This window comes from Pelotomaculum propionicicum, from assembly GCF_048984525.1.
GTDB classification, from domain to species: domain Bacteria; phylum Bacillota; class Desulfotomaculia; order Desulfotomaculales; family Pelotomaculaceae; genus Syntrophopropionicum; species Syntrophopropionicum propionicicum_A.
The window spans coordinates 197,784-215,897 of sequence record NZ_JBMGJC010000003.1; the positions used below are offsets into that span (position 1 = coordinate 197,784).

At 52.0% G+C, this 18,114-nt stretch carries 17 protein-coding genes; 15 read left to right on the forward strand and 2 right to left on the reverse strand.

Annotation, left to right across the window (positions count from 1 at the left end):
* Positions 1-5: 5 nt before the first annotated feature.
* The 3 genes from mftF to corA all read left to right on the forward strand — a co-directional run bounded on the left by mftF (position 6) and on the right by corA (position 2,874).
* Entirely contained in the window at positions 6-1,454 is a 1,449-nt protein-coding gene (gene mftF / locus ACOBQJ_RS04760; RefSeq protein ID WP_421070588.1) for a mycofactocin biosynthesis glycosyltransferase MftF, read from the forward strand.
* Between the two features lie 188 nt (positions 1,455-1,642).
* The gene (locus tag ACOBQJ_RS04765; RefSeq protein WP_421070589.1) at positions 1,643-1,846 is read left to right on the forward strand and encodes a helix-turn-helix transcriptional regulator; all 204 of its coding nucleotides are present in this window, start codon (positions 1,643-1,645) and stop codon (positions 1,844-1,846) included.
* A 17-nt stretch (positions 1,847-1,863) separates the two neighbouring features.
* Positions 1,864-2,874, forward strand: a complete 1,011-nt coding sequence (gene corA, locus ACOBQJ_RS04770; RefSeq protein WP_421070590.1) for a magnesium/cobalt transporter CorA — start codon at positions 1,864-1,866, stop codon at positions 2,872-2,874.
* Between the two features lie 47 nt (positions 2,875-2,921).
* On the opposite strand, the gene ACOBQJ_RS04775 is transcribed toward corA, so the two are convergent.
* Positions 2,922-3,356 (reverse strand): hypothetical protein, encoded by a 435-nt coding sequence (locus ACOBQJ_RS04775; protein WP_421070591.1) that lies wholly within the window; start codon positions 3,354-3,356, stop codon positions 2,922-2,924.
* A gap of 257 nt (positions 3,357-3,613) precedes the next feature.
* On the opposite strand from ACOBQJ_RS04775, the gene ACOBQJ_RS04780 reads away from it, so the two are divergent.
* The 9 genes from ACOBQJ_RS04780 (at position 3,614) to ACOBQJ_RS04820 (ending at position 11,478) form a co-directional block, all read left to right on the forward strand.
* Entirely contained in the window at positions 3,614-4,924 is a 1,311-nt protein-coding gene (locus ACOBQJ_RS04780) for an efflux RND transporter periplasmic adaptor subunit (protein ID WP_421070592.1), read from the forward strand.
* The gene (locus ACOBQJ_RS04785; protein ID WP_421070593.1) at positions 4,921-5,685 is read left to right on the forward strand and encodes an ABC transporter ATP-binding protein; all 765 of its coding nucleotides are present in this window, start codon (positions 4,921-4,923) and stop codon (positions 5,683-5,685) included. Before ACOBQJ_RS04780 ends, ACOBQJ_RS04785 begins: the two co-directional genes overlap by 4 nt.
* A complete protein-coding gene (locus ACOBQJ_RS04790) occupies positions 5,682-6,863 on the forward strand; it encodes an ABC transporter permease (RefSeq protein WP_421070594.1) in 1,182 nt (393 codons plus the stop codon). The genes ACOBQJ_RS04785 and ACOBQJ_RS04790 overlap by 4 nt, the downstream gene beginning before the upstream one ends.
* A gap of 62 nt (positions 6,864-6,925) precedes the next feature.
* The gene (locus ACOBQJ_RS04795) at positions 6,926-7,201 is read left to right on the forward strand and encodes a helix-hairpin-helix domain-containing protein (RefSeq protein WP_421070595.1); all 276 of its coding nucleotides are present in this window, start codon (positions 6,926-6,928) and stop codon (positions 7,199-7,201) included.
* Between the two features lie 193 nt (positions 7,202-7,394).
* On the forward strand, positions 7,395-7,871 hold the full coding sequence (locus ACOBQJ_RS04800; protein WP_421070596.1) for a MarR family winged helix-turn-helix transcriptional regulator: 477 nt from the start codon (positions 7,395-7,397) through the stop codon (positions 7,869-7,871).
* Positions 7,872-7,980: 109 nt separating this feature from the next.
* Complete coding sequence (locus tag ACOBQJ_RS04805; protein ID WP_421070597.1) at positions 7,981-9,159, forward strand: ArsA family ATPase; 1,179 nt, start codon at positions 7,981-7,983, stop codon at positions 9,157-9,159.
* Positions 9,149-9,379: a hypothetical protein gene (locus tag ACOBQJ_RS04810; protein WP_421070598.1), complete on the forward strand. Its 231-nt coding sequence runs from the start codon at positions 9,149-9,151 to the stop codon at positions 9,377-9,379. Before ACOBQJ_RS04805 ends, ACOBQJ_RS04810 begins: the two co-directional genes overlap by 11 nt.
* A gap of 63 nt (positions 9,380-9,442) precedes the next feature.
* Positions 9,443-10,924, forward strand: coding sequence for a DUF4153 domain-containing protein (locus ACOBQJ_RS04815; RefSeq protein ID WP_421070599.1), 1,482 nt, complete (start codon positions 9,443-9,445; stop codon positions 10,922-10,924).
* Positions 10,924-11,478 carry a hypothetical protein gene (locus ACOBQJ_RS04820; protein ID WP_421070600.1) on the forward strand — a complete coding sequence of 185 codons (555 nt, stop codon included), beginning with the start codon at positions 10,924-10,926 and terminating at the stop codon, positions 11,476-11,478. The genes ACOBQJ_RS04815 and ACOBQJ_RS04820 overlap by 1 nt, the downstream gene beginning before the upstream one ends.
* 10 nt (positions 11,479-11,488) lie before the next feature.
* Here ACOBQJ_RS04820 and ACOBQJ_RS04825 read toward each other — a convergent pair whose 3' ends face one another.
* Positions 11,489-13,087, reverse strand: coding sequence for a hypothetical protein (locus ACOBQJ_RS04825; protein WP_421070601.1), 1,599 nt, complete (start codon positions 13,085-13,087; stop codon positions 11,489-11,491).
* Between the two features lie 270 nt (positions 13,088-13,357).
* Between ACOBQJ_RS04825 and tkt the strand changes: the two genes are divergently transcribed.
* The 3 genes from tkt (at position 13,358) to dnaK (ending at position 18,108) form a co-directional block, all read left to right on the forward strand.
* Positions 13,358-15,382: a transketolase gene (gene tkt / locus ACOBQJ_RS04830; RefSeq protein WP_421070602.1), complete on the forward strand. Its 2,025-nt coding sequence runs from the start codon at positions 13,358-13,360 to the stop codon at positions 15,380-15,382.
* A 6-nt stretch (positions 15,383-15,388) separates the two neighbouring features.
* The gene (locus ACOBQJ_RS04835; RefSeq protein WP_421070603.1) at positions 15,389-15,958 is read left to right on the forward strand and encodes a class I SAM-dependent methyltransferase; all 570 of its coding nucleotides are present in this window, start codon (positions 15,389-15,391) and stop codon (positions 15,956-15,958) included.
* 254 nt (positions 15,959-16,212) lie between these two features.
* On the forward strand, positions 16,213-18,108 hold the full coding sequence (dnaK, locus tag ACOBQJ_RS04840) for a molecular chaperone DnaK (RefSeq protein WP_421070604.1): 1,896 nt from the start codon (positions 16,213-16,215) through the stop codon (positions 18,106-18,108).
* The last annotated feature ends 6 nt before the right edge of the window (positions 18,109-18,114 follow it).

The window sequence follows — 18,114 nt, forward strand, 5'->3', positions numbered from 1 at the left end:
GTCACATGCAGCAGTACCGCCTGGCGGATGGAGTAACCCTGCAGGAACAGGACGGGCGGGACGGGGGAATATTATCCGTTGCCTGCCCCAAAAGGATAATTCGCCTCAGTTCCGGCGGCCTGAAGACTGTCAAAATATTATGCGGCCAGATTTCCGGGCCTGAGACGGCGGGCGGGAGGACAGCGGACTTTGCCGCCGGTCTGGAAAACTCGGGCATCCTGACCAGGCTGTTTCCCGGCCTGCGGGATGAAGCGCTGCCCCGGATGAGCGTGGTAATCCCCACTTATAACCGGCGGGAAATGCTGGCCGGCTGCGTCCGATCTTTGCTCGACATGGATTACCCGCGGGAAAAAATGGAGATTATTGTTGTTGATGACGCCTCTCCGTTACCGGTAGAGGTCGGGTACAACGGACCTTCCCTGCGGGTGGTCAGGCTGGACACAAACGGAGGGCCGGCAGCTGCCAGAAACCAGGCGGTGAAGCTGGCCAAAGGTGAAATTATCGCTTTTCTGGACGATGACTGCCTTGCCCACAGGGGATGGCTGAGGGCCCTGGTCCCATGTTTTCAGTATCCGGATGTGGCCGCCGCCGGAGGGCGGGTTGAGCCTGCCGGTTTAACCCGGCCCCTGGACAGGTATGAGCAATTCCAGTCACCGCTGATGATGGGGCAGCGGCAGCGAAAAGTCAGGAAGGGCAGTTCTTTATCTTACCTGGCCACCTGCAACCTGCTGGTCAAAAAAGATTCTTTCACCGCCGCCGGTGGTTTTGACCCGCGCTTGCGGGTGGGCGAAGATGTTGACCTGTGCTGGCGTCTCCTTGAAAACGGAGGCCATATATACTATATACCCGGGGGGTCTGTGCAGCACCACCACCGTTCCGGGCTCCTGCCCTTTTTAAAGAGGAGATACGATTACGGGCAGTCGGAAGCCATGCTGCAGGCCAGGCATCCCGGCGAAAAGCGAAGGCTGGTTTATTTTCCGGGCAACGGCCTGACCGCGCTGGCGGCAATAGCAGCCTGGCTGCTGTCCGGCCCGCTGACAGCCCTGGCGGCGGGCACGGGTTTGGCTGTGCTGAACCTTATCTGGCAATCTGCGCTCAAGTGGAAAACCATAAAAAAAGCCGGATATAATGCCGGTCTCCCGCAGGTGACAGCGGCTGTGGCCAGGTCCCAGGCCGCGGGGTTGTATCACTACTGCCAGCATTTTTCCCGCTACTACTCCCTGCCTGTCATAACAGCCGCGCTTTTTACCGATCCCCGGTTGGCCCTCATATTTTTGGCTTTTCTTTTGCTGCCAGCCGTTGTTGACTTTACAATAAAGAAACCTTCCTTGCCTCTTCTTTTATTCATCTTTTATCACTTATTGGACGATATCTTTTACCAGGCCGGAGTACTGCGCGGCTGCTTCGCGGCTAAGAACTGGCGGCCGCTCAGTATGACCTTTGTCAAATCTTAAAGCGTGTCAAGGGGACGGTTCTTTTGACACGTTTTTTAGTTAAATGATACCGCGATGGCCCTGACTATAAGGACTGCTTTCAGTTTAACCGCACTTAACTTAGACGCCCTTTAATCGTATTGACAAAATGTAAAGCGCACTATACAATATGTAATGTAAGCTTAACATTGGGGCGACAGGTGGTATAAATGGTGGTTAAGGTCCAAAACAAATTGAGGATGCTGCGCAAAATGAATGACCTGACCCAGGAACAGCTGGGTGAAGCGTTAGGGGTCACCAGGCATACAATCCTGGCCATCGAAAACGGCAAATATGAGCCGTCTGTTGCTCTCGCTTTAAAAATAGCCTTGTTTTTCAAGATGCCTCTGGAAGAAATATTCTGGCTGGCTTAAAAAAGGGGGAATGAATTATGATTCATACGGGTAAGAAAAAAAGCGCCACAACAAAAGTTACATTAATCAGATATGATAAAAACAGTTATCAGGAACAAGCGCCGGAGACAGATGATGATTATCTTCTGCATAAAGATAAGCCCGGTGTGTTGTGGATTAATGTTGATGGCCTGCACCAGGCAGAGGTTATTGAAAAGATAGGCAGGGGTTTTGGGCTGCACCACCTCCTTTTAGAAGACATATTAAATACCGGCCACCGCCCCAAGATGGAAGATTTAGGTGACTTCATTTTCGTTACCCTGAAGATGCTGTTTTTTGATTGTAAAACAAATAGGATAGACCGGGAGCAGGTAAGCTTAGTCCTCGGTAGGAATTATGTCCTTTCTTTTAAGGAAAGAGAGGATGAGATTTTTGATCCGCTTAAAGAGCGTATCAGGAACGGGTTGGGCCGCCTTAGAAATATGGGGGCTGATTACCTTTTTTATTCTATGCTGGACTCAATAGTCGACAACTATTTTGTGGTGCTTGAGAACCTGGGTGAAAGAATAGAGATCCTGGAAGAAATGCTGGTTACCAACCCTTCGCCTGTTACTTTAAAATCAATCCACAATTTAAAAACAAGCATGATCTACCTGGCCAAGTCGGTGTGGCCCTTGAGAGAAATCATAGCGGGGCTCGAGAAAGGGGAGTCGCCGGTCATCGAGAAATCCACAGGTATTTATCTCAGGGATATTTACGACCATACGATCCAGGTGATTGACACAGTGGAAACATACCGCGATATGATCAGCGGGATGCTGGACATCTACCTTTCCAGTACAAATAACAAGATCAGCGAAGTAATGAAAGTCTTAACCATGATCGCGACAATATTTATTCCCCTGACTTTCATAGTCGGTATATACGGAATGAACTTTAAATACATGCCGGAGTTGGAATGGCGCTGGAGTTATCCCGCAGTCTGGCTGATTATGATTATGATCGTGGTGTCCATGGGCGCCTACTTTAAAAAACGGAAATGGTTTTAAAAGCTGGCAATGGGTATGACTCCCCTGATTTTTGATTCCACTCAGGCTTAGCCCGGCACTTTTTCGAGGCGGACAGACCAGGAAGACACCTTGCCCGCGGCGCTGTATAAAACGCCTTTCCCGATGTACTCCGACTCGCTGACCTGCGTTAAAAACTCGGTGCCGAAGTATTCGCCGCTCTCGGAGCTGTACAGGGAAAGAATAGAGTCATCAATCACCGCAAACCTGCCTATCAGCGTCCCCAGCCCCGGGTTGACCGACTTCCACCCGGTCACATCATTAACAAAGGGGGCAATTTCGTAGTCGTTGCTTAATACTACCGGGTTGTCTCCCGGCAAGGTCATGCTGCTTTTGTTAATCCACAGCTTCTTTTTGTGGGTTATTTCGGACCGCCCTTCAACATTTAACTTATTGTTGTTTTCGTCGTAATAAGTCCCCTGTGAGATCCAGACTCCTTCTTCAAATAAAAAGGTGTGTTTCATAAGGCCCTCCCGCTTTCTAGTATTGCAAACATAATTATTACATATAATGAACAATTTTATCACGAAATAAGGTGTAAGTATTATATAATTTAACAGGGTGTCACAAATAGTTGTCTTAAATTGTTTATATATAAGGCAGCTTTTTTAAATCTTGTCAACTGGCTAATTGTTTAAAAAAATAGTGAAACAAAATAAGCTGCCGGTTCGTCTAAGTTTTATATAAAAGAAAATTTTCTGGTGTTAAGGGGGCTTGTGTTTTGGGGATAAACTTGCAGAAGCTGCGGAATATTTCAAGAAAAAAAATGGTTGCCGGGGCGCTGGTCCTCGGCCTTATTGTGTTTGTCGCCGCTTTTAGTGCGGCCAAAAGCAAAAACCAGGGCATTCCTGTTAAAACCGCTACAGCTGAGATCAAGCCCATACAGGATAACGTCTTCGCCGCCGGCAGGGTGAGGCTCCGTGCCAAGCAGGAGTTTTACGCCTTTAGCGGCACCACGGTGATGGAGCTCAACGTGTCGCCCGGCGACCGGGTGAGCAAGGGGCAGGTCCTGGGTTTGCTCAACCCGGAGGAAATCGAGGACGATTACAACGAGGCCAAGGCGAATTTTATCGCCACGGAGGCAAACTTAAACAAGGCCATCTACCCCAGAGAGGAGGAGGTGGCCCAGGAAAGGGCAAATTGCCGGAGGGCTGAGGCGGAATACACAAACGCCCGGAAAGACTTTGAGCGCCAGAAGCTTTTATACGAGCAGGGGGCTATCAGCCAGCAGGAGTATGACGAGGCTGAGCTGGACATGTCTGTCAAGGAAGCGCAATACAGCATTGCCCTGGAAAAGCTGAAAATAATGGAGTCCGGTCCGGTCGGCCATGAGCTGACCGCCCTCAATGCCCAGATCGAACAGGCCCGTTACCGGTTGGAACAGGAGGAGAACAAACTTAGCAAAACGGTCCTGCGCGCTGAGATGGACGGCGTGGTGACCGCGGTGGAAGTGGCATTGGGCGATTACCTCCAGCCTGGGACGCGGCTGATCACCATCGGAGATACCACGGAACTGGAGGTCACCGCGGGAGTGAGTGAGGCCGACAGCGGCAAGCTGAAGCCCGGGCAGAAAGTGAAGGTTACCACCGCGGCGCAGCCAGACCGGGAGTACGGCGGCATACTGCAGAGTGTTTCTCCCGGCGCCGTGGCGGCAGCCAAGACCACAGACCGGGGCAGCCAGATCGAAGTGCCGGTTATCGTAAAGATAGAGGGTGACGCCGAGGGGCTGCGTCCAGGCTACACTGTTGACCTGAGCATAACAACGGTCGAATTGGACAGTTCTCTGGTGGTGCCGTACGAATCTATTGTGGAAAAGGAAGGTATGACCAAGGTTTTTGTGGTTGAAGACAAGGTGGCGAAATTAAAGGAAGTAACTATCGGGGTCGATACGGCGCTGTTTACAGAAATAACGTCAGGGCTGTCGGAAGGTGAAACAGTCATTGTAAGCCCTCCGGAGGGGCTAAAGGACGGCGGCAGGGTAACAGAGGTGAACTATATGTCACCGGCCGCAGGGGAGGCCGGCGCCCAATGATCAGGGTAAAAAATCTGTGCAAGGTATACCAGAGAGGAGCGCACCAGGTAACTGCCCTGGCAGACGTTAATATAACCGTCAAGCCGGGAGAGTTCACAGCGGTAATGGGCCCGTCCGGATCAGGCAAATCCACCCTCTTAAACCTGCTGGGCTGCCTTGATACCCCGACGTTGGGCTCTTACCACCTGGACGGCATGGCAGTCAGCGGCATCGGTGATGCTGAACTGGCGAAAATCCGCAATCGGAAAATCGGCTTTGTCTTTCAGGCTTTTAACTTGCTGCCCCGTATCAGCGCCATGCGCAACGTCGAACTGCCCATGATCTATGCCGGGGTGGCCCCCCGTGAAAGGGTCAGTCGGGCGGAGGAAGCGCTGGCAAAGGTCGGCCTGGCGGAACGAATGCACCACAGGCCAAGCGAGCTGTCGGGCGGCCAGGTGCAGAGGGTGGCAATAGCCCGGGCGCTGGTAAATAACCCTGCCGTTATACTGGCTGACGAGCCTACCGGGAACCTGGACACCCGCTCCGGCGAGGAGATCATAGCCATTTTCCAGGAATTGAACAGGGGCGGCGCTACCATTGTAATCGTGACGCATGAGCGGGATATCGCCCTGCACACCTCGCGGATCCTCCACTTCAGGGACGGCCGCCTGCTGGATGACGAGCCTGTCGCCGAACCGCTGCGCGCTATGGTAAACGCGGACCTGGCCGGACAAACGGGGCAGCAAGGCAGCCGCGCTGACAGCGGGGAGGTGGCGCGGTGAATTTGCTGGAGAGCATTAGAGTAGCCCTGGAAGGCATCATGGTGAGCAAGCTGCGCTCGTTCCTGACCACGCTGGGCATTGTAATCGGCATCGCCGCCGTGATCGCGGTGGTGGCAATCGGCCAGGGCGGCAGGGCAGTCCTGATGTCGGAGATGGAAAAGATAGGCACAAATATTTTTGCCATTTATATTAACTGGCGCAGCGACAAACAGATCACAGGCCGGGAGTTTAGCCTAAGTGATGTGGCAGTGATCAAGGATAAGGTCCCTGATGTCACCCACCTTTCCCCCAGCAGCCAGACCATGGGTGACATAAGGGGGACAAAGGACAATAAATATTCCCAGATATCAGGAGTTTCATCTGATTATTCATATATCAGAAAGCTGAACATGAAAGAGGGCCATTTCTTTACAGATGATGACGACAACGGCAAGCGCCGGGTGGCCGTGCTTGACGAGGACCTGGCAGCCCAAGTGTTCGGCAGGTCACAAGCATTGGGGAGTAAAATCACTCTTGAAAACACCCCTTTCCAGGTTGTGGGCGTGATTGCAAAGGGCGAATCAGCACTGGGGTTCAGTGAAAATCCCAGTGTGTACATCCCTATCCAGACCTGGCAGGTAATGTTCGGAGATCACATCGGTATGCTGGAAGGCAGCGCATCCGCCAAGGAAAAAGTGAACGAGGCTATGGGCCAGGCTGTGAAACTGCTGGAACGGCGCCACCACGATCCGGGCAAATATGCCAGCCAGAGCATGGAACAGGAAATGCAGACAGCCAATAAAATAACCGGCATCATGACTCTTGTCATCGGGGCTATTGCCGGGATATCATTACTAGTAGGCGGTATCGGAGTAATGAACATCATGCTGGTGTCGGTTACCGAGCGCACCCGGGAAATAGGCATCCGCATGGCCCTTGGCGCCAGGCGCAGGGATATCCTGGTCCAGTTCCTGATCGAGGCGGTGGTCTTATGCCTGCTGGGAGGGCTGATCGGCATGGCCCTGGGCACAGGCGGGGCTTACCTGATCGCCAAGATTGCCAAGTGGCCGCCCCTGGTTTCCTGGTGGACGGCGCTGCTGGCCTTCGCCTTTTCCGCAGCCGTGGGTGTGGTTTTCGGCCTCATGCCCGCCAATAAGGCGGCCAGGCTGAACCCCATCGAGGCCCTGAGAAGGGAATAATAAAGAGTATCGGGCGGATGCTATTAGTACGGTGTACTTTATTTTGACCGGGGGGCTTTAGCATGTCAGAGCAAGCCAGGCAAGCAGTCCTGAAGCAGTTCCGGCAAATACCGGGGGTTGGCCGGGCGGTCGCCCTTGATCTATATCATTTGGGCTATCGTTCCATTGGGGAACTAAAAAATCAGGACCCGGAAGAAATGTACCTGCGGCACTGCTGCCAGAAGGGCACGAAAGTGGACCGCTGCATGCTTTATGTTTTTCGCTGCGCGGTATATTACGCCTCCGCCGATACCCACAACCCCGACTTGCTCAAGTGGTGGAACTGGAAAGACAAATAATACCGGTATATACTACTCACAGCCCACTTTCAATAACTCAAACGGAAGCCAAGATGGTTCAACACCATGGAGACATTGTCTGCGACCTCAATTTACAATATAATTTCATTACAACCTTGACAAAAAATTTTTAACATGATATTTTGTATCTAGGATATTTCGTATTACGAAATATATTTGCGGGGTGTGGTGTTTGTACAGCAACGAAGAGTTATACGAATATGTACTTGATAACATTCAAAAAGTGATTTTCCCCGAGGAACTGATCAGGCTGAAATTATCTCTGTCCGTGTTTGAACTTTTAGCGCTAATGATGTCTGAGAAGCACCAGCCTGTTACCATGAGCAGCCTGGCCCAGGGCATGTCTGTGCCGATGAGCACGGCTACCGGGATTGTCGACCGCCTGGTAAAAAAAGGGCTGTTGGAAAGGGGCAGGAGCGAGGAAGACCGCAGGGTCGTGACAGTAATCCTGACTGAAAGCGGCAGGGAAGTGATTGGTGACTTAAAGGGACTCCTTTATTCTAATCTGGACAGGGTACGGGGTATTCTCACAGTTGAAGAGTTTGAAACAGCGCTAGAACTGCTGCGCAAATTAGTCCTGGGTTTCCAGAAGGATGAGCGGGCAGCGGAAGAGAAGACGACGCTAAGAAGGATAATTGAAATAGAGTAAAGGTAGGACATTAAAAATTTTTGCTTAGATATTTCGACATACGAAATATTGGCCGGCGGGATTTTATGTTAGGCGTAATAACTTAGGGAGAAGGGAAAGGAGTTATAAAATGAGGGTAATTCTTTACACCGGCAAGGGAGGCGTCGGCAAGACCAGCCTGGCAGCGGCAACCGCTGTGGCCTCAGCCACGGCGGGGAAAAAGACCATTGTGGTGAGCACGGACGCCGCGCACAGCCTGGGAGACTCTCTTGACCTCAGGTTAAAAAATGAACCAGAAAAAATACGTGAAAACCTGTGGGCTCAGGAAATCAGCACCCTGCTCAGCGCTGAAAAGAGATGGGGCAAGGTGCAGGACTATTTATCCGCGCTGCTCATCTCACAGAACATTAAAGACATCACCGCCGAAGAGCTGGTCGTTTTCCCGGGCCTGGAGGAGCTTTTCAGCATGCTGGAAATACTCAACCACTGCAAGAAGGGCGATTATGATGTCGTGATCGTCGACTGCGCCCCCACCGGCGAGACGTTAAGGCTTCTCAGCTTTCCCGCTGTCCTCAGCTGGTGGCTGGAAAAGATGTTTCCGGTCCAAAAAACGCTGATCAAAATTGCCCGGCCAATATCCAGGCCACTTTTAGGGGTGCCCCTGCCCGGTGATGACACTCTCGACAGCATCGCGGAGCTGTTTCAAAAACTCGGTGAAATGCACGCCCTTTTGACCGACCAGGAAATCACTTCGGTCAGGATAGTGGTGAACCCCGAGAAAATGGTGATCCGGGAAGCTGAGAGGAGCTTTATGTATTTGAACCTGTATGGCTTCTATACAGACGCCGTGATCGTCAACCGCCTGCTGCCCGATGTGGACCTGGGACGGTATTTTGAAAAATGGGGTGAGCTGCAGCATTCATACCTGAAGTATATCAGGGATCAGTTCAGCCCCATCCCAGTGTTCACTGTTCCGTTATTCAGGCAGGAAGTGGCAGGCTTCGCAGCTCTGGAAAAAATGGGCGGGGAGTGTTTCGGGGAGGAGCCACCCGAGCAGTTCTTCTACCGCGGGCAGTCGCAGAAGCTCAGCCAGGATGGTGACGGGTATGTTTTAGAAATGGCACTGCCCTTTGCGGAAAAAGGAGATATTACGCTCTCCCAAAGAGGTGACGAGCTGACAGTAAGGGTGGGAGATTACAAGCGCAATATCCTCCTGCCCCGCATACTGCTGGGGCGGGACGCGCTGGGCGCCAAACTGGAGTCGGGTGTGTTGAAAATTAGATTCGGAGGTGTGAACAATGACAGCTAGGACATGTGATGAGTGCCCGGTCAAAGACCTGCAGAGGCTCAAAAACTTGTTGGAGAAAAGAGCGCTGGCAAAAATGCCGGAAGAAGTACGTGAACCGCTGCTTGAGGCGAGGAAACAGGTGAGGCTGGCGGTACGGGGTTTTATCGGGCATGCGCTGGGGGAAGAGAAAACCGGCAAGGCAGATTGCCGTGACAAGCATCGCCAAATAAAACTGGACTAAGGCCGGGGCAGGGACCCTATTTAAATTTTGCTATCTTTTTCAACCGCAAACAGGGAGGGTATTATGGAAGTGACAGACGGGCAGAAAAAAGAAAAGCTGCAGTTGATATTTTTAGCTCTTGCGGCGGGATTTATTTTTGATTACTTATTTTATGACAAAGAACCCGGGATATCATATCCGGTTTATGTCCTTGTTTTACTCTGCCTCTTCTGGTGGGGCACGCGTCAAACCATATCGGTGAAAAAGAGTTTTGGCTGGTTTGTTTTGATCCCGGTGTTTCTGCTGGCCTCTGCCTTTGCGATTTATTCCAACCCGGTGCTGCTGGCGCTTAATTTTTTACTGATACCGGTGCTGCTTGCCGCACATACGATTTTAGCGTCCAACAATAATATTTCCTGGTCGGACTTGAGTATAATCGGTCACATTGTCAGGCGGGCTGTTCCACTGACTTTCGAAAACTTCCCCAAGCCTTTTATATTTTTAGCGGAACAATTAAAGCCAAAGGAAAGCGGCCGCGGTATGCCGACTGTGAAGAAGGTTGCCGCAGGACTGTTGATTTGCGTGCCGATTTTACTGATTGTACTGCCGCTGCTGTCTTCCGCCGACATGGTGTTCAATCATTACCTGAACAATTTTTCAAGATTTTGGGAGTTCATCGATCTGAGACCCGCCGCCAGGCATGGTCTGATCATTCTGCTGGTCTTTGTTTACCTTTTCAGCTATACCTGGAGTTTTTATAGCAAGCCTCCCCAGGCCGCAGCCAGGGCCGAGGCGAAGCAGGCGGCCTTTGACCCTGTCATAGTACTCACCGTTTTAATTGTGATTAATCTCGTGTACATCTTTTTTTCAATAATACAGTTCTCTTACTTGTATGGCGGCCAAGGCCACCTGCTGCCCGCCGGTTTTACCTACGCGGAATATGCCCGCAGGGGGTTCTTTGAGCTGGTTGCCGTGGCTGTAATAAACCTGAGTATACTGCTGGGCAGCATCAAATATGTTGAAAAGAAAAGCCGGGGAGCTGATTTGGCTGTCCGCTGCTGCCTGGGCCTCCTGGTTCTATTTTCATTGAACATGCTCTTTTCCGCCCACTTCAAGATGTCTTTATATGAGGAAGCCAGCGGCCTTACCTACCTGCGTGTCTTTGTGCATTACTTTATGGCCATGTTGTTTGTATATTTTGTGATTGCCCTTGGCCGCGTCTGGCTTGAAAGAATACCGGTAATCAAAGCCTATATTGTAATTGCCCTGGCGTTTTATACAGTCCTCAATTTTATAAATGTGGACAGGATCATCGTCCGCAGCAATATCGACAGGTACGTAAGGACGGGTGAGATCGATATCGACTACCTGCGCACGCTGTCCTATGACGCAATACCGGATATGGTCCGCCTGTCGGAAGACAACAACCAGGAGATTTCCCGCCAGGTTAAGGATTATTTGCTGCAGGAAAAACAGCGGCTGTCCAAAGCCGAACCCTGGCAGTCTTTTAATTATTCACGCTATAAAGCAAAAGTAGCGCTGGAGAAATCCGGAGGTGAAAACTGATGAAGCTGGATTATTATTTGCCCCAATATCACTTTGTGGAGAGACACAGCATCACTGTTGATTCAACGCCGGAGAAAGTTTATGAAGCGTTCTGGCAGCTTGATATGGCTGAATCAAAGGTTATTAAAAACCTGTTAAAAATGCGGGGCACCTACGGCCTTGTATCTAAAGGAAAGTTAAATAAGCAGCCGTCACTTGGATTATCAATTAAAGACATGATAAATTCAGGTTTTATCCTTCTCGAAAAAGTTGAAAACAAAGAGGTTGTAATGGGTTTTGCGGGCAGGTTCTGGCAGCCGTCCGGCGGCATAGTCCGGAATGTAAGCATGGAAGACTTTGTCAGGTTTAAGAATAACGGGTATTGTAAATCAGCCTGGAATTTTTACATAGGACAAGGAAACGGTGATGAGCTGAGGCTTTCCACAGAGACCAGAATTATGTGCTGCGGTCGCAGCGCCAAAATACCGTTTTCACTTTATTGGGCGGCGATCAAACCTTTCAGCGGCTGGATTCGCCTCGAAATGTTGAGGATGATAAAGAAGCTGGCTGAATAAACAAAAAATGCTATTGTCGCACAAAAGATATTTTGCACCTGGGGACTTGCAGCACATCAAAACCAATGACTGTCAGTTCCCCGTTGTCACGCAACGCTTCATTAGCCGGTGCAAGCAAAAGCTTTCCTTTGAAAATCGGGACAGCTTCTGTCTGTATGGTTTCAAGTTCTTTTGCAATTGCTTCTTTTGAAATCCAGTTGCCCATGTTTTGCGGGGTCGAGTTTATCCACTGTTTCAATTTGGGCAGTAAGTCCATAATGTCCGGGACCCGCGTTTCCCGGGGGTAGCTGAGGCATACAACACCGGCTGTAAAATCGCCGGAACCGGGATCAGCCCGGTAAAAACGAAGTGAGTTGATGTCAGGTGAGTTTAACAGGATCGCCAGGTCGCTTTCCTGAAGATCTGCAACTCCATATGAGCCCAGGTCGGTGACGCCAAGTTCAGGAGATCCCCATAAGTACTTCTGACGGTCGTGTGACAGAGCTCCGGCAATATCCAGCAGTGATATCGCGTCGCCTGTTCCGTCAAGAGTCGCCGCCTCTGAACCGGGATAATAAGTGAACGCTCCCTCCTCCTCGAGGTAGAACTTTTCAAACTTGCCCTTTACAATACCCTCCATAAACGTCCTGGCTGTTTTTTTATTTTCAATAGCAGCTCCGTTCCACAGGTATGAGGTAAGCAGCTTTAAACCGTGGTACCTTGTCAACTGCCATTCGTGCATTTCGGCCAGGTCGGCGTCTTCGGGCATAGGCTCGGAAAGCTTGCGCAGGGTTGTTGCCAGCATCTCGTCTTTATAGCGCAGGGGGAATTCGGGGTGGAGGTTGTTGCCTTGCTCATCCACAAACATTTTAACGAGTTTATAGGTGGGGCTTAAATCGCCCTCGTTCAACAGCTCGCCGGTGCCGCGCAGCCTCGGTCCCCAGTACCCGGTCTTACTGTCCTGGTTGGCGTAAAACCACTCCAGGAGCGCCTGTTTCCACTCCGGAGAAAAAGCATAGAGCCCGCTTTGCTCCAGATCACCGTAGTTATGGTAACAGGATGCCATCATGTAATTTGTTTTGGGCAATTTTGAGCCGAGCCATCCCACTGTGGACAGATCGTCCAGCAGCGCCTTTAACCGATCCGGGGTGTTGATCTGGTCCAGGAATTTGAGCTGGTATTTCAGCCGCAGCGGCTGGCCTGTCTCACCGGCCAGCAGTTCCAGGTGCTCCACCACGTTCAAGGTGGGCTCCAGATAAAGATAAGAGGGGTAAGAACTGTCCATGAAGGCGCCTGTTTCAGGATTCTGCAGATTTAAATAAAACTCCATCTCATCTTTTTTGTCGGCAAATTCCGGCACCTTGACCAGTCCTTCCCTGGTCTTTAACTGCCTGTGCAGCTCGTTCAACCTGGAAAGGGCGGTGAAGTAGTGCCCTTTGTCCAGGTAATAGGCGCACCCGAGCATCTTAAACTCGAATTCGGCCATGTAGAAACCTTCCGCCTGCAGCTGGCCGTTTAATTTAAACATTTCTGATATTGAGGCCATGCTGCGATAGACATACAGTCCTGAGCCGATAATAAATAATACGGCGATGAAAGCTATCGCGGCAATGATGGTCCTTCTTTTCACCTGCAGACCCCCTTTTACCAGGTGCTTTTTAGCGCGCCCTACTCTTAACTTATTACTTTTTATCTGTTTTTTAACATTTTCCTGCAGGGTACATAAAAAGAAGTGATCATGTTCTTAATGACCAAGGTCTAAAAACCAAAATCTTTGGCGAAAGATGGAAGGATAAATCGAGTTAACTGTGGAAGAAAAACATTATGCTATCATGGATAATCTTAGTCTTTAAAGACACCCTAAGCATGACAGAAAAACAAAAAAAGTGAGGAGCAGCAGATGGACGAAGAAAAAAACAAGATTGAAAAGCTGTGCATTAACAATTTACGTATGCTGGCCGCGGATATGGTGGAGAAAGCAAAATCCGGCCATCCGGGGATGCCCATGGGAGCCGCCGCGATGGCCTTTATTCTTTGGACCAGGTTCCTGAGGCACAATCCGGGAAACCCGGCCTGGCCAAACCGGGACCGCTTTGTCCTTTCAGCCGGGCACGGCTCATCATTGCTGTACGCTTTGCTCCATCTCACCGGTTATGACCTGCCGCTGGAGGAGCTAAAGAATTTTCGCCAGTGGGCCAGCAAGACCCCGGGGCACCCTGAATTCGGGCACACCACCGGGGTGGAGGTTACCACCGGGCCTCTGGGGCAGGGTGTCGCCAACGCTGTCGGCATGGCCATCGCCGAACGGTTCCTGGCGTCTTATTTCAACCGTCCCGATTACGATATAGTGGACCATTACACCTACGTTATCGCCGGCGACGGCGACCTGATGGAGGGAGTATCGCACGAGGCCGCGTCACTTGCCGGGCACCTGAAACTGGGCAGGCTAATCTGTCTTTATGATGATAACCATATTTCTATTGAAGGTTCTACCGACATGGCCTTCACCGAGGACCGGGCGGGGCGGTTTGAAGCATACCAGTGGCACGTGCAGAGAGTCGACGACGGAAACGACACGGAGTCCCTGGCCGAGGCCATCCAGGCGGCGCGGGCGGAGAAGGAGAGGCCCTCGCTAATCCTAGTGCGCACCCATATCGGTTACGGCAGCCCGAACAAGCAGGATTCCCCTTCGGCCCACGGCGAGCCCCTGGGCGCGGAAGAAATCAGGCTTACCAAAGAAAACCTGGGCTGGCCCGAGGATCCTTTCTACATCGATAAGCAGGTCAAAGATTATTTTGGCCGGGCTGTGGAAAACGGAAACTCCATGGAAGCTGAATGGCAGGAGTTATTTGACTCGTATGCCGGTTCTTTCTCCGACCTGGCTGATGAATACCGGCAGTGGATGAAAGGATATCTTCCGGAGGGATGGGACAAATACATACCGGCGTTCCCCGCAGATGAAAAAGGCATGGCCACCAGGGCGGCATCGGGGATGGTGCTGAACGCGGTCGCCGCCAGCATGCCCAATTTAATCGGAGGGTCCGCGGACCTGGCCCCGTCAACAAAAACAATTATAAAGGGCGCGGGTGATTTCGGCCCCGGCAGCTACAGCGGCAGAAACATGCGTTTTGGCGTGAGAGAGCACGGGATGGGATCGATCCTGAACGGCATGTCGCTGCACGGCGGCATCATTCCTTATGGCGCTACCTTCCTGGTCTTTTCGGACTACATGCGCCCGCCGATCCGCATGGCGGCCATGATGGGCCTGAAAATTATTTATGTGTTCACCCATGACAGCATCGGGGTCGGCGAAGACGGCCCCACTCACCAGCCCATCGAACACCTGGCTGTACTCAGGGCGATTCCCGGCCTGACAGTGATCCGCCCGGCGGACGCGAATGAAACTGCCGAGGCCTGGCGCTGCGCCATAGGCCAGGTTAAAGGGCCCACGGCTTTGATTTTAACCAGGCAAAACCTGCCCACACTGGACAGGAAAACGGTGTCATCGGCTGGCAAACTTCCCCGCGGCGCGTATATTCTTTTCGAAGCTGAAGGGAGAAAGCCGGATGTGATTTTGCTGGCCAGCGGCTCGGAAGTCAACCTGGCCCTGGAAGCGGCGGGCAAGCTGCAGGCAAGCGGCATCGCCGCCCGCGTGGTGAGCATGCCCAGCTGGGAACTGTTTGAGGCACAGCCGGAAGAGTACCGGAACAAGGTGCTCCCGCCGCATATAAAGGCGCGGGTAGCCGTGGAAGCCGGACTTACCCAGGGGTGGCACCGTTATGTCGGTGAGGGGGGCAAAGTCGTCGGCATCGACCACTTCGGCGCATCCGCTCCGGCCCCGGTACTGTTTAAAGAGTTCGGTTTCACAGTGGATAACATCGTTGTAAGCGCTCTGCAAACAATCGACATGACACCGTGCGGCTGATAAAATATGATGTTTAGGTTAATGGCGCCTTTCTATGACAGGTTTATCCGGTTTGCCGGGGTGGATAACTCCAAGACGATTCCTGAATGGCTGGCGCCGGTAAAAGATATGGAAGTACTGGACCTGGGCGGCGGTACCGGCATAAACGCCGAAACCCTGTCCAAAGCCGGGGCGAAGGTGACTTTGGCCGACGCCTCTTATCCAATGCTCAAGCGGGCCTCGGCCAAAAAAATGGCGGTTAATCTAATCCAGGCTACAGCGGAAAGCCTGCCGCTACCGGACAGCTCCTTCGACATAGTCCTGATTTCAGACGCGTGGCACCACTTTCGAGATCAGGCAGGCGCGGCCGGCGAGGCGTCCAGGGTGCTGCGGCCGTCCGGCCGTCTGTATATCATCGACTTTGATCCGGGTAAGAAAATAACAAAAACAATAACCTTTTTTGAGAAAATGCTGGCCGAGCCAGCCGCTTTTACCCCGCCGGATGAACTGGTGAGGATAATGCGGCGGGTCGGGATCGAGGGCGCCTGCCGCGGCCTGAACTACGCTCAATTCATATACGAAGGCAGGAAAATATAAAGGTATATACCCATTCCTTAAGCCGGCGCTGCCGCAAGGGAACAGCTGGATTCAACACCATGGACGTTGCAGGATGAATATGTTGAAAACTCTAAAATCGCCTCCGGGCGATTTTTATTTTTAAAGGTAAAAATTAATCAGGATTTAATAATTTTATTATTTTTTATTAATAACTTTTCATTAGAATTGGGGTATGCTACCAAGTAAATCGGGCATATTTATTAATTCTAAAGATACACAGGGAGGGTAAAGCAGTGGGAAAAACCGTGGGCATTGACCTTGGCACGACAAACTCAGTAGTAGCCGTAATGGAGGGAGGAAAACCAACTGTTATTGTAAACAGCGAGGGCGATCGCACCACGCCTTCAGTTGTTGCTTTTAAGGAAGACGGGGAGAGGCTGGTCGGTAAGGTGGCCAGGCGCCAGTCCGTATTAAACCCGGAAAACACGCTTTATTCAGTGAAACGCTTTATCGGGCGCCGCTATTCCGAAGTAGCTGAAGAGCGGAAACTGGTCCCATACAAAGTTAAACCCGGACCAAACGACGCTGTCCGGTTTGATATTCGCGGCAAAGACATGGCGCCTGAGGAGATCTCGGCCCTGGTGATGCGCAAGCTTATTGACGATGCTTCCAAGTACCTGGGAGAGAAAGTGACAGACGCCGTTATCACTGTGCCGGCTTATTTTAATGACTCCCAGCGCAGCGCCACCAAGGACGCGGGCAAAATTGCCGGGCTGAACGTCCTGCGTATTATTAATGAGCCTACGGCGGCGGCGCTCGCCTATGGCCTCGATAAAAAGGCGAACGAGACTATCATGGTTTTTGACCTGGGCGGCGGGACATTCGACGTGTCCATCCTGGAGGTGGGGGATGGAGTCTTTGAGGTAAAGTCTACCAATGGCGATACCCACCTGGGCGGCGACAATTTCGACAAGGCGGTTGTCGACTGGCTGGCTGACGGATTTAAGAAGGATTACGGAATTGACCTGCGCAATGACAAACAGGCCCTGCAGCGTTTGATCGAGGCATCGGAAAAGGCTAAAATGGAGCTTTCCGCGACTATGGAAACCGCGATCAACCTGCCTTTTATCACTGCCGACGCCAACGGCCCCAAACACCTTGATATGAAATTAACCCGCGCCAAGTTTGAAGACCTTACCGCTCACCTGGTGGAACGCTGCCGCGGGCCTGTCACGGCCGCCCTGGCGGACGCCAAACTGACTGAAAAGGATATTGATGAAGTTATTTTAGTGGGCGGTTCAACCCGTATACCGGCGGTACAAAAGCTGGTGCGCCAGCTGACAGGCGGCAAGGACCCCCATATGGGAGTGAACCCCGACGAGGTCGTGGCCGTCGGCGCTGCCATCCAGGGCGGCGTGCTGGCGGGAGAGGTTAAGGATGTGCTGCTGCTTGATGTCACACCCCTTTCTCTGGGCGTGGAAACACTGGGCGGGATCATGTCCAGGGTGATTGAACGCAACACAACTATTCCTGTGCGGCGCAGCCAGATTTTCAGCACCGCTGACGACAACCAGCCGGCAGTGGACATCAATGTCCTGCAGGGTGAGCGTGAAATGGCCCGGGATAACCGGTCCCTGGGCCAGTTTAAACTGGACGGCATCCCGATGGCGCCGAGGGGAGTGCCTCAAATCGAAGTGACCTTTGATATTGACGCCAACGGCATACTGAAAGTCGGCGCCAAGGACAAAGGAACCGGCAAAGAGCAGACCATTACCATAACCGGATCGACCAGCCTGGACAAAGCTGAAATTGATCGCATGGTGAATGAGGCAGCCGTGAACGCGGCTGAAGACAAAAAAAGAAAACAGGAAATAGAAACCCGCAACGAGGCCGATTCACTGGCATACCAGGTGGACCGCCAGCTGAAGGACTTGGGAGATAAAATTCCGGTCCATGAGAAGGCGCGCGCTGAGCAGTTGCTGAGCGACCTGAGGGCCGCCCTGAAAGAAAACGCGCCGATCGACCGCGTTCGCACCCTGCAGAGCGACCTGCAGCAGGCGGCATATTCACTATCCCAGTCAGCGTACGGGCAGGCCGGCGCCGCCCCGGGCGGCGCTCCCGGCGGCGGAGGCGGGGCAGCACCGCACAGCGGTGAAGATGTCGTTGACGCTGAATTTGAAGAAAAATAAAAACAA

Bases quoted from the DNA above. Each gene is read 5' to 3' on its own strand.
- mftF (WP_421070588.1), top strand. From the start codon at position 6: ATGCAGCAGTACCGCCTGGCGGATGGAGTAACCCTGCAGGAACAGGAC.
- ACOBQJ_RS04765 (WP_421070589.1), top strand. From the start codon at position 1,643: ATGGTGGTTAAGGTCCAAAACAAATTGAGGATGCTGCGCAAAATGAAT.
- corA (WP_421070590.1), top strand. From the start codon at position 1,864: ATGATTCATACGGGTAAGAAAAAAAGCGCCACAACAAAAGTTACATTA.
- ACOBQJ_RS04775 (WP_421070591.1), bottom strand. From the start codon at position 3,356: ATGAAACACACCTTTTTATTTGAAGAAGGAGTCTGGATCTCACAGGGG.
- ACOBQJ_RS04785 (WP_421070593.1), top strand. From the start codon at position 4,921: ATGATCAGGGTAAAAAATCTGTGCAAGGTATACCAGAGAGGAGCGCAC.
- ACOBQJ_RS04795 (WP_421070595.1), top strand. From the start codon at position 6,926: ATGTCAGAGCAAGCCAGGCAAGCAGTCCTGAAGCAGTTCCGGCAAATA.
- ACOBQJ_RS04805 (WP_421070597.1), top strand. From the start codon at position 7,981: ATGAGGGTAATTCTTTACACCGGCAAGGGAGGCGTCGGCAAGACCAGC.
- ACOBQJ_RS04810 (WP_421070598.1), top strand. From the start codon at position 9,149: ATGACAGCTAGGACATGTGATGAGTGCCCGGTCAAAGACCTGCAGAGG.
- ACOBQJ_RS04815 (WP_421070599.1), top strand. From the start codon at position 9,443: ATGGAAGTGACAGACGGGCAGAAAAAAGAAAAGCTGCAGTTGATATTT.
- ACOBQJ_RS04820 (WP_421070600.1), top strand. From the start codon at position 10,924: ATGAAGCTGGATTATTATTTGCCCCAATATCACTTTGTGGAGAGACAC.
- tkt (WP_421070602.1), top strand. From the start codon at position 13,358: ATGGACGAAGAAAAAAACAAGATTGAAAAGCTGTGCATTAACAATTTA.
- ACOBQJ_RS04835 (WP_421070603.1), top strand. From the start codon at position 15,389: ATGATGTTTAGGTTAATGGCGCCTTTCTATGACAGGTTTATCCGGTTT.